At 69.5% G+C, this 14632-nt stretch carries 14 protein-coding genes; 13 read left to right on the top strand and 1 reads right to left on the bottom strand.

What is annotated here, in order from left to right:
* The first annotated feature begins 55 nt into the window (after positions 1–55).
* A complete protein-coding gene (gene infB, locus ACFJGU_RS18100) occupies positions 56–2872 on the top strand; it encodes a translation initiation factor IF-2 (protein WP_382305326.1) in 2817 nt (938 codons plus the stop codon).
* A gap of 76 nt (positions 2873–2948) precedes the next feature.
* On the top strand, positions 2949–3386 hold the full coding sequence (rbfA, locus tag ACFJGU_RS18105; RefSeq protein WP_092553404.1) for a 30S ribosome-binding factor RbfA: 438 nt from the start codon (positions 2949–2951) through the stop codon (positions 3384–3386).
* A gap of 76 nt (positions 3387–3462) precedes the next feature.
* Here the strand turns inward: rbfA and ACFJGU_RS18110 are convergent, their stop codons facing one another.
* Complete coding sequence (locus tag ACFJGU_RS18110; protein WP_382305329.1) at positions 3463–4356, bottom strand: A/G-specific adenine glycosylase; 894 nt, start codon at positions 4354–4356, stop codon at positions 3463–3465.
* 31 nt (positions 4357–4387) lie between these two features.
* Between ACFJGU_RS18110 and ACFJGU_RS18115 the strand changes: the two genes are divergently transcribed.
* From ACFJGU_RS18115 to ACFJGU_RS18165, 11 genes are all read left to right on the top strand, one after another.
* Positions 4388–5002, top strand: coding sequence for a hypothetical protein (locus tag ACFJGU_RS18115; RefSeq protein WP_382305331.1), 615 nt, complete (start codon positions 4388–4390; stop codon positions 5000–5002).
* A 37-nt stretch (positions 5003–5039) separates the two neighbouring features.
* Positions 5040–6041, top strand: a complete 1002-nt coding sequence (truB, locus tag ACFJGU_RS18120) for a tRNA pseudouridine(55) synthase TruB (protein WP_382305333.1) — start codon at positions 5040–5042, stop codon at positions 6039–6041.
* A complete protein-coding gene (locus ACFJGU_RS18125; protein WP_382305336.1) occupies positions 6038–6406 on the top strand; it encodes a hypothetical protein in 369 nt (122 codons plus the stop codon). The genes truB and ACFJGU_RS18125 overlap by 4 nt, the downstream gene beginning before the upstream one ends.
* A gap of 50 nt (positions 6407–6456) precedes the next feature.
* Positions 6457–6867, top strand: coding sequence for a hypothetical protein (locus ACFJGU_RS18130; RefSeq protein ID WP_382305338.1), 411 nt, complete (start codon positions 6457–6459; stop codon positions 6865–6867).
* The gene (locus ACFJGU_RS18135) at positions 6864–7811 is read left to right on the top strand and encodes a bifunctional riboflavin kinase/FAD synthetase (protein WP_382305340.1); all 948 of its coding nucleotides are present in this window, start codon (positions 6864–6866) and stop codon (positions 7809–7811) included. The genes ACFJGU_RS18130 and ACFJGU_RS18135 overlap by 4 nt, the downstream gene beginning before the upstream one ends.
* Positions 7798–9060, top strand: coding sequence for a CynX/NimT family MFS transporter (locus ACFJGU_RS18140; RefSeq protein WP_382305342.1), 1263 nt, complete (start codon positions 7798–7800; stop codon positions 9058–9060). The genes ACFJGU_RS18135 and ACFJGU_RS18140 overlap by 14 nt, the downstream gene beginning before the upstream one ends.
* Before the next feature lie 61 nt (positions 9061–9121).
* Positions 9122–10129: a deoxyribose-phosphate aldolase gene (gene deoC, locus ACFJGU_RS18145; protein WP_382305343.1), complete on the top strand. Its 1008-nt coding sequence runs from the start codon at positions 9122–9124 to the stop codon at positions 10127–10129.
* 8 nt (positions 10130–10137) lie between these two features.
* Positions 10138–11577: an aldehyde dehydrogenase family protein gene (locus tag ACFJGU_RS18150; RefSeq protein ID WP_382305344.1), complete on the top strand. Its 1440-nt coding sequence runs from the start codon at positions 10138–10140 to the stop codon at positions 11575–11577.
* The gene (locus ACFJGU_RS18155) at positions 11574–12434 is read left to right on the top strand and encodes an aldehyde dehydrogenase family protein (RefSeq protein ID WP_382305345.1); all 861 of its coding nucleotides are present in this window, start codon (positions 11574–11576) and stop codon (positions 12432–12434) included. The genes ACFJGU_RS18150 and ACFJGU_RS18155 overlap by 4 nt, the downstream gene beginning before the upstream one ends.
* Positions 12435–12516: 82 nt before the next feature.
* Positions 12517–14010 carry an SDR family oxidoreductase gene (locus ACFJGU_RS18160; protein WP_382305346.1) on the top strand — a complete coding sequence of 498 codons (1494 nt, stop codon included), beginning with the start codon at positions 12517–12519 and terminating at the stop codon, positions 14008–14010.
* Between the two features lie 29 nt (positions 14011–14039).
* Positions 14040–14621: a GDSL-type esterase/lipase family protein gene (locus ACFJGU_RS18165; protein ID WP_382305348.1), complete on the top strand. Its 582-nt coding sequence runs from the start codon at positions 14040–14042 to the stop codon at positions 14619–14621.
* The last annotated feature ends 11 nt before the right edge of the window (positions 14622–14632 follow it).

Genomic DNA, 14632 nt, shown 5'->3' on the forward strand with positions numbered 1-14632 from the left:
CCCGTCCGTTTTTAGCGGTCTGCCCTGTCTGGGGTAGACCTCAGACAGGAGAATTGTGGCTGCAAAACCACGTGTACATGAAGTCGCCGCCGAACTCGGCGTCGACAGCAAGGTCGCCCTTGCGACCCTCAAAGAGATGGGTCAGTTCGTCAAGGGCCCGTCATCGAGCATCGAGCCCCCGGTGGCCCGGCGCTTGAAGGAACGACTGATCGCCGATGGTGCGGTCGGCTCCGGCGCGCCCGCCGCGGCGCCCGCTGCTGCTGCACCGCGCTCGACGTCGTCAGGACCGCGTCCCGGAGCTCGCCCGGGTGCTCCGACGCCCGCTGCGCCGGCCGCCGCTCCGGCTCCGGCTGCATCGTCGGCTCCGACTCCCGCGGCCAGCGCCCCGGCAGCTCCTGCTGCCCCGGCTCCCGCCGCTTCCGCGCCGGCTCCGGCCAAGGCCGAGGCACCGGCCGAGTCCTCGGCGGCTCCGGCCGCCCCGGCTCCGAGTGCTGCTTCGTCCGACTCCGCCGCGCCCCGTCCGGGTGCGCCGCGTCCGGGCATCCCGCGCCCCGGAAACAACCCGTTCTCGAGCCAGCAGGGCATGCAGCGCCCCGGCGCTCCGCGCCCGGGTAACAACCCCTTCGCGAGCCAGCAGGGCATGCAGCGCGGTGGAGCCTCCGGCGGTGCCGGTGGCAACTCCGCCATCCCGCGCCCCGGTGCGCCCCGTCCGGGCGCGCCGCGTCCGGGTGCTCCTCGCCCCGGTGCTCCGCGTCCCGGTGGTCCCGGCAGCTTCCGTCCCGGTGGTGCTGGAGCCGGTGGCTTCCGCCCCGGCGCGGCCCAGGGTGGCGGCGCTCGTCCGGCTCCCGGCACGCCCGGCTACCGTCCGGGCGGCGCGCCCGGCGGCGGCTTCGCACCCCGTCCGGGTGCGGGTGGTCGTGGCCGTGGCCCCGGTGGTGGAACCGCCGGTGCGTTCGGTCGCGGTGGCGGCAAGAGCAAGGCGCGCAAGTCGAAGCGCACGAAGAGAGCAGAATTCGAACTGCGCGAGGCTCCGTCGCTGGGTGGCGTGAGCGTACCCCGTGGCGACGGCAACACCGTCGTGCGCCTGCGTCGTGGCGCCTCCATCACCGACTTCGCCGACAAGATCGACGCGAGCCCCGGCAACCTGGTGACCGTGCTGTTCCACCTCGGTGAGATGGCGACGGCGACGGAGTCGCTCGACGAGGCCACCTTCCAGGTGCTCGGCGAAGAGCTCGGCTACAAGATCATGGTCGTCTCTCCCGAAGAGGAAGACCGCGAGCTGCTCGAAGGCTTCGACATCGACCTCGACCAGGAGCTGGAAGACGAGACCGACGAAGACCTGGAGATCCGTCCCCCGGTCGTCACCGTCATGGGTCACGTCGACCACGGTAAGACGCGCCTGCTGGACGCGATCCGCAACGCGAACGTGGTCGCCGGTGAGGCGGGTGGCATCACCCAGCACATCGGTGCCTACCAGGTCGTCACGGAGCACGAGGGCGTCGAGCGTCCGATCACCTTCATCGACACCCCGGGTCACGAGGCGTTCACCGCCATGCGTGCACGTGGTGCGCAGGTCACCGACATCGCGATCCTCGTGGTGGCGGCCGACGACGGCATCATGCCGCAGACGATCGAGGCCTTGAACCACGCCCAGGCGGCCAACGTGCCGATCGTGGTCGCGGTCAACAAGATCGACAAGCCCGATGCCAACCCGGCGAAGGTGCGTCAGCAGCTCACCGAGTTCGGCCTCGTGGCCGAGGAATACGGTGGAGACGTCATGTTCGTCGACGTGTCCGCGCGCAACGACATCGGCATCCAGGACCTCCTCGACGCCGTGCTCCTCACCGCCGACGCCGGTCTCGACCTGCGGGCCAACCCGAACAAGGATGCCCGCGGTGTGGCGATCGAAGCCAAGCTCGACAAGGGTCGTGGTGCGGTCGCAACCGTGCTCATCCAGTCGGGAACGCTGCGCGTCGGAGACGCGATCGTGGCCGGAACCGCCTACGGGCGCGTTCGTGCCATGGTCGACGAGAACGGCGACACCGTCACCGAGGCGACCCCGTCGCGTCCGGTGCAGGTGCAGGGTCTGTCGACCGTGCCCCGCGCCGGTGACACCTTCCTCGTCACCGAGGAGGACCGCACCGCTCGTCAGATCGCTGAGAAGCGTGAAGCCGCCGAGCGCAACGCGTCGCTGGCCAAGGCCCGCAAGCGCATCTCGCTCGAAGACTTCACCCGTGCCCTCGAAGAAGGCAAGGTCGAAGCCCTCAACCTCATCATCAAGGGTGATGTCTCGGGTGCCGTCGAGGCCCTCGAGGAGTCGCTCCTCAAGATCGAGGTCGACGACTCGGTTCAGCTCCGCATCATCCACCGTGGTGTGGGTGCGGTCACCGAGTCCGACGTCAACCTGGCGACCGTGGACAACGCGATCATCATCGGGTTCAACGTGCGGCCCGACACCAAGGCGCGCGAGCGTGCTGCCCGAGAAGGCGTGGACATCCGCTTCTACTCGGTCATCTACAACGCTCTCGACGACATCGAGAACTCGCTCAAGGGCATGCTCAAGCCCGAGTTCGAAGAGGTGCAGTCGGGCGTCGCCGAGATCCGCGAGATCTTCCGTTCCTCCAAGTTCGGGAACATCGCGGGTGTCATCGTGCGGTCGGGGACGATCACGCGCAACGCCAAGGCGCGGGTCATCCGCGAAGGCGTCGTCGTGGGCGACAACCTCGCCATCGAGTCGCTGCGTCGTTTCAAGGACGACGTCACCGAGGTGCGTACGGACTTCGAAGCCGGTATCGGCCTCGGCAAGTTCAACGACATCCAGATCGGCGACGAGATCGAGACGATCGAACTCAAGGAGAAGCCACGCGCCTAGCGTGAGCGGACGGAGGAGTGGTGAGGCGGATGTCTCACCACTCCTTCTTCGATATCGACAGGAAGGCAGGACGATCGTGGCCGATCCGGCTCGCGCCGCCAAGATGGCGGATCGTATCAAGGTGATCGTGGCCAAGCGGCTGGAGCGTGGGATCAAGGATCCCCGTCTCGGCTTCGTGACCATCACAGACGTCCGGGTGACCGGCGACCTGCAGCACGCCTCCATCTTCTACACCGTCTACGGCACCGACGAGGAGCGCGCCGACTCGGCCGCCGCCCTCAAGTCGGCGACAGGGATGCTGCGGAGCGAAGTGGGCAAGAACATTACGGCGCGGCTCACGCCGTCGCTGGAGTTCATCGCCGACGCGCTGCCCGAGAACGCTCAGGTGCTCGAGGGACTGCTCGCGGAAGCGCGGGCGCGGGATGCCGAGGTCGAGGGTCTGGCGAAGACGGCGCAGTACGCGGGCGACGAGGATCCCTACGTCAAGCCGCGAGTCATCGACGAAGACGAGTAGCGTTCGCAACCGCAAACGTCGCGGCTTCCGCCCCTCATAGGAGGTCGGGGCTCACGACGTTTGCGGTTTGGAACCGTCAGGGCAGGGCGAAGAGGTCGTCGTCGATCGCGACCAGCAGGCCGTCGGCGAGCAGACCCGAGAGGGCTCGTGAGTACTGAGCCGGCTCCGTCACTGCCTCGCCGAGGCGGGCGGCGGGAACGGGCCCGCGGGATTCGCGGAGGACGCGGATGATGGCCCCTCGCGCCTGGCGGTCGGAGCCCTCGTACTTCTTCTGCTTCGGCTTGCGCGTGATCTCCACGTCGGGGTAGCCGGCAGCGCGCCAGGAGCAGACGTTCGCCAGAGGGCAGACCTCGCACTTGGGGGAGCGGGCCGTGCAGACCAGGGCGCCCAGTTCCATCATGCCGGCGTTGAAGCGGGCGGCCGCGGTGTCGTCGGCGGGGAGCAGCGCCGTCATGGCCGGCAGGTCGCGCTTGGCGTTGGGGGTGGAGGCATCCGGGTCGCCGTCGACGGCACGCGCGATGACGCGGCGGATGTTCGTGTCGACCACCGGATGCCGCGCGCCGAACGCGAAGACCGCCACCGCCCGCGCCGTGTAGTCGCCGACGCCGGGCAGGGAGAGCAGGGCGTCGACGTCGTTCGGGACGGCGCCGTCGAAGCGCTCCGTGATGGCCACCGCGCAGGCGTGCAGGTTGAGCGCGCGCCGCGGGTAGCCGAGCGACTGCCAGGCCCGCACCGCTTCGCCGGCGGGCTCGGCCGCCAGAGCGGCGGGCTCCGGCCACCGGGTGAGCCATTCGTCGAGCCGGGGGATGACGCGCACCACCGGCGTCTGCTGCAGCATGAACTCGCTCACCAGCGTGCCCCAGGCCGGAAAGCCGGGACGGCGCCAGGGCAGGTCGCGGGCGTGCACGGCGAACCAGTCGACGACGAGGGAGGCGAACTCGTCGGAGCGAGCGATGGACGGCAGAGGCACCCATCCACCCTACGGAACGTAGACTCGGAGCATGGTGCAGACCGCTACTCCGGCGAGCGACTTCGCCGACGCCCTGATGGGGGAGATCCGTCACAACTACAAGCTCGGCCGCGTGCTCGTGGCCGTCGACGGCGTGGAGGGCACCCGTGCCTTCGCCGACGAACTGGCGGCGGCCTACCGCCGCGCCGACGTGACCGTGGTGCGCGCGTCGCTCGACGACTTCCAGCGCCCCCGCGCGGCGCGTGAACTGCGCGGGCCCGACTCGCCCGCGGGCTACTACTTCGACCGCTACGACCTTTCAACGCTGCAGCGGGTGCTCATCGAGCCGTTCCGCTTCGCCGGCAGCGCGGGATTCCAGACCGCCGCGTTCGATGCCGCCCGCGACGTCGAACGCGAGTCGAAGTGGATCACCGCCCCCGCCGACGCCGTGCTCGTGCTCGACGGTCCCTTCCTGCAGCGGCCGGGCCTGCGCGGGCTGTTCAACTTCACCGCCTACCTCGAGGGCCGGCAGTTCGGACTCGAGCCCGCCGTGATCGGTGCCGACGAGTTGTACCAGGCGGAGGCCGGGCCGCGGTTCGGAGCGAGCGCCATCATCGACGTGGCCGACCCGGAGCATCCGCGACGCTCCTTCGCGGACTCCTGCTGAGCTCGACGCGAGCACCGCACCTGTTAGCGTGTCAGGCGTGCCGAATCAGCCCTCCACCCGTCCCAGCCGCCCGGATTCCGCACGCAGTGGCATCCTGCTCGTCGACAAGAGCGGCGGTCTGACCAGCCACGACGTCGTGGCGCGCACCCGGCGCCTGGCCGGCACCCGCAAGGTCGGGCACGCGGGCACGCTCGATCCGCTCGCGACGGGCCTGCTCATCCTGGGACTGAACAGCTCGACCCGTCTGCTGACGTACGTCGTGGGCCTCGACAAGGAATATCTCGCCACGGTTCGACTGGGCGCCGCCACCACCACCGACGACTCCGAGGGCGAGACGCTGACGACGGGCGATCCGGATGCGGTCGCCGCCCTCGACGCGCCGGCCCTGGCGGCCGCGTTCGCCGCCCAGCAGGGACACATCGTGCAGGTGCCGAGCTCCGTCAGCGCCATCAAGGTCGACGGACAGCGCGCCTACGCCCGGGTGCGGGCGGGGGAGGACGTGGTGCTGGCCGGACGCGCGGTCGAGATCTCCGAGATCGAGCTGCTGGGGCCGCAGCGGTCGGCGGTCGGCGAGGACGGACATCCGGTCGTCGACATCGACGTGCGCGTGGTCTGCTCCTCGGGAACCTACATCCGGGCCATCGCGCGCGACGTCGGGGTCACGCTCGGGGTGGGCGGACACCTCACCAGCCTGCGGCGTACGCGGATCGGGCCGTTCCCGGTGACCGCCGCGCACAGCCTCGAGCAGCTCGGCGCCCTCGCCGACCGTGACGAGCCCCTGCCCCTGCTCGGTCCGGCCGAGGTGGCTCGACAGCTCTTCCCGGTGCTGGAGGTCTCCGCGGCCGACGCGGTGGCCCTCGGCCACGGACAGCGGATCGAGGTCTCCGACGCATCGCCCGGCGGTCCGGTGGCCGCGATCACCCCGGAAGGCCGGCTGCTCGGTCTGATCGAGATCGTGGGGGGCCGCGGCAAGAGCATCGTGAACTTCCCGCCCGACGAGTACGGCCCCGCCGACGACCAACCAGGAGGCAACGCGTGATCGAGTGGTTCACCATCGTGCAGGTGGTCGTGGCTCTGGCCGCCGGCCTGCTCTGCATCGTGCTCGGCCTCGCCGGGCGGAAGCCCAACGACCTCACCATGGGCGCCGCGACGCTGGTCGAACTGCTGCTGATCGTGCAGCTGTTCATCGCGCTGTTCTCGCCCGCCTTCGGCAACGACCCGCGCGGAAGCCTGCTGGAGTTCTACATCTACCTCATCTCGGCGGTGCTGCTGCCGGTCGCCGGAGGATTCTGGGCGCTGATCGAACGGAGCCGCTGGAGCACGGTGATCCTGGGTGCTGTCTGCCTCGCGGTGGCCGTGATGGTGTACCGGATGAACGTGATCTGGTTCGTGCAGGGGCAGTAGTCCCGCGCCGGGCGTGGTGGGGCGCGGCGGTGCCATAAACTCGTACTGCCATGGCTCAAGAGACACTCGCTGAACGCCCCAGAACCCGCGCCCGTGGAATCGGGCGGGTGCTCATCATCGTCTACGGCATCCTCGCCCTCGCGGCCACCGGTCGCTCGGTGTACGAGATCATCGCGAAGTTCGACCAGGCTCCGTTGGCCTACACGCTCTCGGCCGTGGCCGCCGTGGTCTACATCGTCGCCACCATCGCGCTCATCGCTCCAGGGCCGGTCTGGTACCGGGTCGCCTGGATCACCATCACCTTCGAACTCGTCGGGGTGCTCACCGTGGGCACGCTGAGTCTCTTCCTGCCCGAGCTCTTCGCCAGGGCCTCGGTGTGGTCGTGGTACGGCATGGGCTACCTGTTCATTCCCCTCGTGCTCCCCGTGCTCGGCATGCTCTGGTTGCGGCGGACCAAGTGAAGACCTACTACGGCCTGAGCGAGGCACCGCGTGGTCTCGGCCCCTCGGCCGTCACGATCGGCAAGTTCGACGGCGTGCACGCCGGCCACCGCGCCGTCATCTCCGAGTTGATCGCGGTGGCGCACGACCGCGATCTCACCTCGATCGTCATCACCTTCGACCGGCATCCGCTCGCCCAGCTCGACCCGCTCGCCCGACCGGATGCCCTGGTCGGCACCGAGCAGAAGCTCGAGCTGCTCGCCGAGACCGGCGTCGACGTGACCATCCTGCTCAGCTTCGACGCAGCCCTCGCCTCGATGCCGCCGCGCGAATTCGTGTCGCGTGTGCTGCACGACATCTGCGGAACGCGCGTGGTGATGGTGGGTGCGGACTTCCGGTTCGGCGCCCGCGGCGAGGGGAACATCGACACCTTGCGCACGCTCGGCACCGAATTCGGCTTCGACGTCGACCTCATTCCGGAAGTGAAGCCAGGGGAGGCCCGCAAGGTGTCGTCGACGTGGATCCGCGAGTTGCTGGCCGCCGGCGACGTGGAACGGGCGGGGGAACTGCTGGGCCGCACGCCCTCGGTGCGCGGGATGGTGGTGCACGGCGCCGCGCGCGGGCGCGAGCTGGGCTTCCCGACCGCGAACCTCTCGCCCGAGTCGGAGGGCCTGATCCCGGCCGACGGCGTCTACGCGGGCTGGCTCACCGACCTCAGCGACGAAGGGCGCCGTTACCCGGCGGCCATCTCGGTCGGCAGCAACCCCACCTTCGCCGGCGTGCCGCCGAAGCAGGTCGAGGCCTACGTGCTCGACGAGGAACTCGATCTCTACGACCACGTCGTCGACGTGTCGTTCGTCGCACGCATCCGCGGCCAGGTGCGGTTCACCGGCATCGAGCCGCTGATCACGCAGATGAATCAGGATGTCGAGGGCGTTCGGGCCCTGTTGAGTGACGCCTCCTAGGGACCGGGGCCCCGGCGACGCGCCACCGCGCCCGCTCTGGCGCGGTCGGGTGCTGGCGCTGCTGGCGATCGTTCTCGTGGCCCTCAACCTGCGCACCGCCGTCGCCGCGCTCTCGCCGATCTTCGACGAGATCTCCGCCGACATCCCGCTCGGGAGCGTGGGCATCGGCCTGCTCGGGATGCTGCCGCCGATCTGCTTCGCCGCAGTGGGGCTGTTCGCTCCCGCCCTGCACCGCCGCTTCGGTCTGGAGCGCGTGGTCATCGGAGCGCTCATGGCGATCCTCATCGGGCAGCTGGCGCGCGGCGCATCCGGGTCGTATCTCCTGCTCGTGCTCGCCAGCACGCTCACCTTCGCCGGGATGGGCGTCGCGAACGTGCTGCTGCCGCCGCTCGTGAAGCGCTACTTCCCCGATCGGATCGGACTCGTCACCTCGCTCTACGCGACGGTCATGTCCATCGGCGCCTCGGTGCCCGCTCTGATCTCCGTGCAGGTCAGCGATTCGGCGGGGTGGCGCGTGTCCGTGGGCATGTGGTCGGTGCTTGCGGCGCTGGCCCTCGTGCCCCTCGTGCTGCTGAGCGTCCGCGAACAGCGCGAACGGCGCGACCGGCGGGCGGAGCGGGACGATCCCGTCACCGTGGATGCCCCGAGACAGGCCGTCTTCGGACGGGTCTGGCGGTCGCCGCTCGCCTGGTCGCTCATGCTCGTCTTCGCGGTGACGGCGCTGAACTCCTACGCCCTCTTCGCGTGGCTTCCCGAGATCCTGCTCGACGTCTCGACGGTGAGCCAGGAGCAGTCGGGCGCCCTGCTCTCCCTCTTCGCTGTGATGGGACTCCCGGCCGCCTTGCTCGTGCCGATCCTGGCCGCGCGGATGCGCAACGTCTACCCGCTCGTCGCCGCGGGGGCTCTCTTCGACATCGTCGGCTACGGCGGCCTGCTGCTGGTGCCCGACGCCGTTCCCTGGCTCTGGGTCGCGCTCGTCGGGCTCGGCGGGTTGACTTTCCCGCTCTGCCTCGTGCTGATCAACCTGCGCACCCGCACCCACGAAGGTTCCGTCGCCCTGAGCTCCTTCGTGCAGAGTTTCGGCTACGCGCTGGGGGCGCTCGGACCGTTGCTGCTCGGGGTGCTGCACGAGGCATCCGGCGGTTGGACGATTCCTCTGCTGTTCCTGCTCGCGACGGCCCTGACCTTGGTGATCTGCGGCATTGTGGTCTCCAGGCCCCGCATGCTCGAAGACGAGTGGCACAATTGATCGGTGCGCTGAACACGAATCTCGTGCAGCGCAGCAACGACGAGAGAAGTACGGAGACGTCGTGACCATAGAACGAGCGGTCAGTCCCGCCCAGCGTGCCATTCAGGTGCTGGGGGACGACCTCACAGAGACAACCCTCAAGCGCTACCTCGAAGGAATCCCCGGCATCGACGCCGTGGGCCTCGAGCAACGTGCGGCCGGGCTCGGTACGCGGTCGATCAAGACCACGTCGAAGGCCTGGGCCCTCGATCGGATCATCGAGTTGATCGACCTCACCACGCTGGAGGGTGCCGACACGCCCGGCAAGGTGCGATCGCTCGTGGCCAAGGCGCTCCTGCCCGATCCTTCGGATCTCAGCACCCCCCGGGTCGCTGCGGTCTGCGTCTACGGCGACATGGTGCCCTACGCGGTCGAGGCTCTCGGTGCCGCGCACTCCGCAGGGACGGACGAGGGCGTCAACGTCGCCGCCGTCGCCACCGCCTTCCCCTCGGGTCGCGCCTCGCTGGCCGTAAAGCTCGCCGACACTGCGGATGCCGTGGCCGCGGGTGCCGACGAGATCGACATGGTGATCGACCGCGGAGCGTTCCTCTCCGGCCGGTTCGGCCAGGTGTTCGACGAGATCGTCGCCGTCAAGGAGGCCTGCCGCCGCGCCGACGGGTCCTACGCCCACCTCAAGGTCATCCTCGAGACCGGCGAGCTCAACACCTACGACAACGTGCGTCGGGCGTCGTGGCTGGCGATCCTGGCCGGCGGCGACTTCATCAAGACCTCCACCGGCAAGGTCGCCCCGGCGGCCACCCTGCCCGTGACGCTCTCCATGCTCGAGGTGGTGCGCGACTGGCACCGCCTCACCGGCGAGAAGATCGGCGTGAAGCCGGCGGGCGGCATCCGTTCGTCCAAGGATGCGATCAAGTACGTGGTCACCGTGGCCGAGACGGTGGGCGAGGAGTGGCTGCAGCCGCACCTGTTCCGCTTCGGTGCGTCGAGTCTGCTGAACGACGTCCTGCTGCAGAGGCAGAAGATGAAGACCGGGCACTACTCCGGCGCCGACTACGTGACGATCGACTAGGACCTGACATGACATTCCTCGAATACGCACCGGCACCCGAGTCGACCGCGATCCTGAATCTGAAGCCCGAGTACGGCCTGTTCATCGGCAACGAGTTCGTGGCCGCCGAGGGGGAGTCGTTCTCGACCATCTCGCCCGCCACCGAGAAGGAGATCGCCCGCGTGGCGAACGCGAGCTCGGCCGACGTCGATCGCGCGGTGGCCGCCGCGCGCAAGGCCTACGACAAGACCTGGTCGAAGCTGTCGGGCCGGGACCGCGGGAAGTACCTGTTCCGGATCGCCCGCCTGGTGCAGGAGCGTGCCCGTGAGTTGGCCGTGGCCGAATCGCTCGACAACGGCAAACCGATCAAGGAGAGCCGCGACGTCGACGTGCCGCTCGTGGCCGCCTGGTTCTTCTACTACGCCGGGTGGGCCGACAAGCTCGACTATGCCGGACTCGGGGGCAACCCGCGCTCGCTCGGCGTGGCCGCGCAGGTCATCCCGTGGAACTTCCCGTTGCTCATGCTGGCCTGGAAGATCGCGCCCGCCCTCGCCGCCGGCAACACGGTGGTGCTGAAGCCCGCCGAGACCACGCCGCTGACCGCACTGCTCTTCGCCGAGATCGTGCAGCAGGCCGACCTGCCGGCGGGAGTGGTGAACATCATCACCGGCGCGGGGGAGACAGGCCGTGCCCTCGTGAACCACCCCGACGTCGACAAGGTCGCCTTCACCGGGTCGACCGAGGTCGGCCGCCAGATCGCCCGCTCCACCGCGGGGTCGGGCAAGAAGGTCACGCTCGAGCTCGGCGGCAAGGCCGCGAACATCGTGTTCGACGACGCGCCGATCGACCAGGCCGTGGAAGGCATCGTCAACGGCATCTTCTTCAACCAGGGGCACGTCTGCTGCGCCGGATCGCGCCTGCTGGTGCAGGAGAACATCCACGAGGACGTCGTGGAGCGGCTGAAGAACCGCCTGTCGACGCTGCGCCTCGGCGATCCGCTCGACAAGAACACCGACATCGGGGCCATCAACAGCGCCGAGCAGCTGCAGCGCATCCGCGAGCTCTCCGACATCGGCGAGGCCGAGGGCGCCGAGCGCTGGACGGCGGAGTGCGCCATCCCCGAGAACGGGTTCTGGTTCGCGCCGACCATCTTCGACAACGTCTCGACGTCGTCGCGCATCGCGCGGGAGGAGATCTTCGGGCCGGTGCTCTCCGTGCTCACCTTCCGCACGCCCGCCGAGGCGATCGCGAAGGCCAACAACACGCCGTACGGCCTCTCGGCCGGCATCTGGAGCGACAAGGGCAGCCGCATCCTGGCCGTGGCCGACAAGCTGCGCGCCGGCGTCATCTGGGCCAACACCTTCAACCGCTTCGACCCGGCGTCGCCCTTCGGCGGCTACAAGGAGTCGGGCTACGGCCGCGAGGGCGGCCGGCACGGTCTCGCCGCATACCTGAAAGGCGCGAAATGACGCACATCGCGGTTCCCAAGACCTACAAGCTGTTCATCGGCGGCGCGTTCCCGCGCAGTGAATCCGGGCGCACCTACGAGGTTGCGACGCCGAAGGGCGCCTTCCTCGCCAACGCCGCCAAGGCCTCGCGCAAGGATGCCCGCGACGCGGTCGTCGCGGCCCGCGGCGCCGTCTCGGGCTGGTCCGGTGCGACCGCGTACAACCGGGGCCAGGTGCTCTACCGGGTGGCCGAGGTGCTCGAAGGCCGACGCGCCCAGTTCGAAGACGAGATCGTACGGCAGGAGGGCGTTTCGGCCTCGGCCGCTCGCGCCCAGGTCGACGAGGCGATCGACCGCTGGGTCTGGTATGCCGGATGGACCGACAAGTTCACCCAGGTGGCCGGCAACGCGAACCCGGTGGCCGGCCCGTACTTCAACCTCACGGTGCCCGAGCCGACCGGTGTCGTGGCCATCGTCGCGCCGCAGGACTCCTCGCTGCTCGGCCTGGTGAGCGCCGTGGCGCCCGCGCTGGTGTCGGGCAACGCGGTGGTCGTGGTGGCCAGCGAGACGTTCCCGCTCTCGGCCATCACGCTCGCGGAAGTGCTCGCCACGAGCGACCTGCCCAAGGGCGTCGTGAACGTGCTCACCGGCTCGCCGGCCGAGACCGCGCCCTGGCTCGCGTCGCACGCCGACGTCAACGCCCTCGACCTGGTGGGCGCCGGCGCCCTCGAGTGGATCGACCTCGAGATCGCGGCAGCCGACACCCTGAAGCGGGTGTATCCGCCGGAGAACGGACCGGATGCCGCGGCACCGAGTCTCTCCCGCATCACGGCGTTCACGGAGACGAAAACCGTCTGGCACACGAAGGCCCTCATCTGAGTCGTGCCTCGCGGGCCGCCGGTCCCGTCAGGGCCCTGGGAGAGTGGAGCGGGAGCGCATCCGGAGGGATAACGTTCACGACATGACCACTCCACGAAGGGCACTCGTCACCGGCGCCACCGGGTACATCGGAGGGCGGCTGGTGCCGCGACTGCTCGACGCCGGCTTCACGGTGCGCGTGCTGGTGCGCAATCCGGACAAACTGCGCGATGTCCCGTGGGCCGAACGGGTCGAGATCGTCGAGGGTGACCTCGGGGACCCGGCCTCGCTCGAGCGCGCCTCCCGCGACGTCGACGTGTTCTACTACCTCGTGCACTCCATGGGCGGGCGCGAGAAGTTCGAGGAGATCGAGCGCGAATCGGCCACCAACGTCGCCGCCGCGGTCAAGGCGGCCGGGGTGTCGCGCGTCGTCTACCTCGGCGGCCTGCATCCGAACGAGGGCGAGCTCTCGCCGCATCTGCGATCGCGGGTTCAGGTGGGGCGCATCCTGCTCGAGTCCGGGGTGCCGACGGCGGCCCTGCAGGCCGGTGTCGTGATCGGATCGGGGTCGACCTCGTTCGAGATGATCCGTCACCTCACCGACGTGCTGCCCTACATGCCGGCGCCGAAGTGGGTGCGGAACTTCATCCAGCCCATCGCCGTGCGCGACGTGCTCTACTACCTCCTCCACTCGGCCGACCTGCCCGCCGAGGTGAACCGCACCTTCGACATCGGCGGACCGGACGTCCTGAGGTACGGGCAGATGATGAACGGCTACGCCCTGGAGGCTGGACTGAAGCAGCGGCCGATCGCCGCTCTGCCGGTGCTCACCCCGTGGCTGGCCTCGCAGTGGGTGAACCTCGTCACCCCGATCCCGCGCGCCCTCGCCATCCCGATCATCGCGTCGTTGCAATTCGACTGCGTGACGCACGAGCACGACATCCGCTCGTACATCCCGGATCCCGAAGGCGGCCTGACCCCGTACCGCCGTGCTGTGCGGCTGGCGCTCGAGAAGATGCGGGGCGGCGAGGTGGAGACCAGCTGGAAGGACGCCTTCGTCGACGGTGCCGTCAGCGACCCGCTCCCGAGCGATCCGGAATGGGCGGGCCACACCGTGTACCTCGACGTGAAGCAGCGCAAGACGGCAGCCCGGGTCGGCGACCTGTGGAAGGTGATCGAGGGCATCGGCGGGCAGAACGGCTGGTACTCCTTCCCGCTGGCGTGGGCGGTGCGCGGGTGGATGGACAAGCTCGTCGGCGGGGTCGGCCTCCGCCGCGGTCGCCGCAGCGCCACGGAACTGCACACCGGCGACGCCCTCGACTTCTGGCGGGTGGAACAGATCGACCGCGGCTCCTTCCTGCGGCTGCGGGCCGAGATGCGGGTGCCCGGCCGCGCCTGGCTCGAGATGCGTGCGAGCCCGGCAGACGACGGCGGTTCGGTCTACGATCAGCGCGCCGTCTTCTTCCCCCGCGGCCTCGGCGGCCGGCTCTACTGGTTCGCCATCCTGCCGTTCCACGGCGTGATCTTCAACGGGATGGCCAACCGCATCACGGCGACCGCGCTGGCCACGGAGGGGGCCGGCGAGGCGACCGGGTAAACTGTGAGGATCTTCAGCAGGAGGCTCAGATGACATCCGGAAAAGCGAAGACGGTGTTCGTGGGCGACAGCCTCACCGAGGGCGGGCGCTGGCAGGAATGGTTCCCCGAGGTCGAGGCCATCAATCTCGGCATCGCCGCCGACACCACAGAAGGCCTGATCGACCGCCTCGACGAGGTGGCGGCGCACGACCCCGACACCGTGGTGCTGCTCATCGGCACGAACGATGTCGCCAACCGCCGCGCGGTCGAGCAGGTGGTGCGCAACATCGAGACCATTCTGGTGAACCTTCGGGCGGCACTGCCGGATGCGCGCATCCTGGTGCAGTCGGTGTTGCCGCGTGGGCGCGAGTACGCCGAGTTCGTGAAGGAGATCAACCGGCACGTCTGGCAGTTCGCCGCCACGGTCAAGGCGCACTACCTCGACCTCTGGCCGGTCATGGCGCTCGACGACGGGGAGCTCAACCCGGCGTACACCACCGACCGGCTGCACCTCAACGAGGCCGGCTACGAGGCCTGGCTCTCCGAGTTGGTGCCGGCGCTCGAGCGCGTGCACGACCTGCCACCGTCGAGCCGCCCCATCCGCCTCCCCGAGCTCGGCAAGGTCGACTGAGCGGCCCGCAG

The organism is Herbiconiux sp. UC225_62, assembly GCF_042694625.1.
GTDB lineage: Bacteria > Actinomycetota > Actinomycetes > Actinomycetales > Microbacteriaceae > Herbiconiux.

Bases quoted from the DNA above. Each gene is read 5' to 3' on its own strand.
- ACFJGU_RS18115 (WP_382305331.1), top strand. From the start codon at position 4,388: ATGGTGCAGACCGCTACTCCGGCGAGCGACTTCGCCGACGCCCTGATG.
- ACFJGU_RS18130 (WP_382305338.1), top strand. From the start codon at position 6,457: ATGGCTCAAGAGACACTCGCTGAACGCCCCAGAACCCGCGCCCGTGGA.
- ACFJGU_RS18150 (WP_382305344.1), top strand. From the start codon at position 10,138: ATGACATTCCTCGAATACGCACCGGCACCCGAGTCGACCGCGATCCTG.
- ACFJGU_RS18155 (WP_382305345.1), top strand. From the start codon at position 11,574: ATGACGCACATCGCGGTTCCCAAGACCTACAAGCTGTTCATCGGCGGC.
- ACFJGU_RS18160 (WP_382305346.1), top strand. From the start codon at position 12,517: ATGACCACTCCACGAAGGGCACTCGTCACCGGCGCCACCGGGTACATC.
- ACFJGU_RS18165 (WP_382305348.1), top strand. From the start codon at position 14,040: ATGACATCCGGAAAAGCGAAGACGGTGTTCGTGGGCGACAGCCTCACC.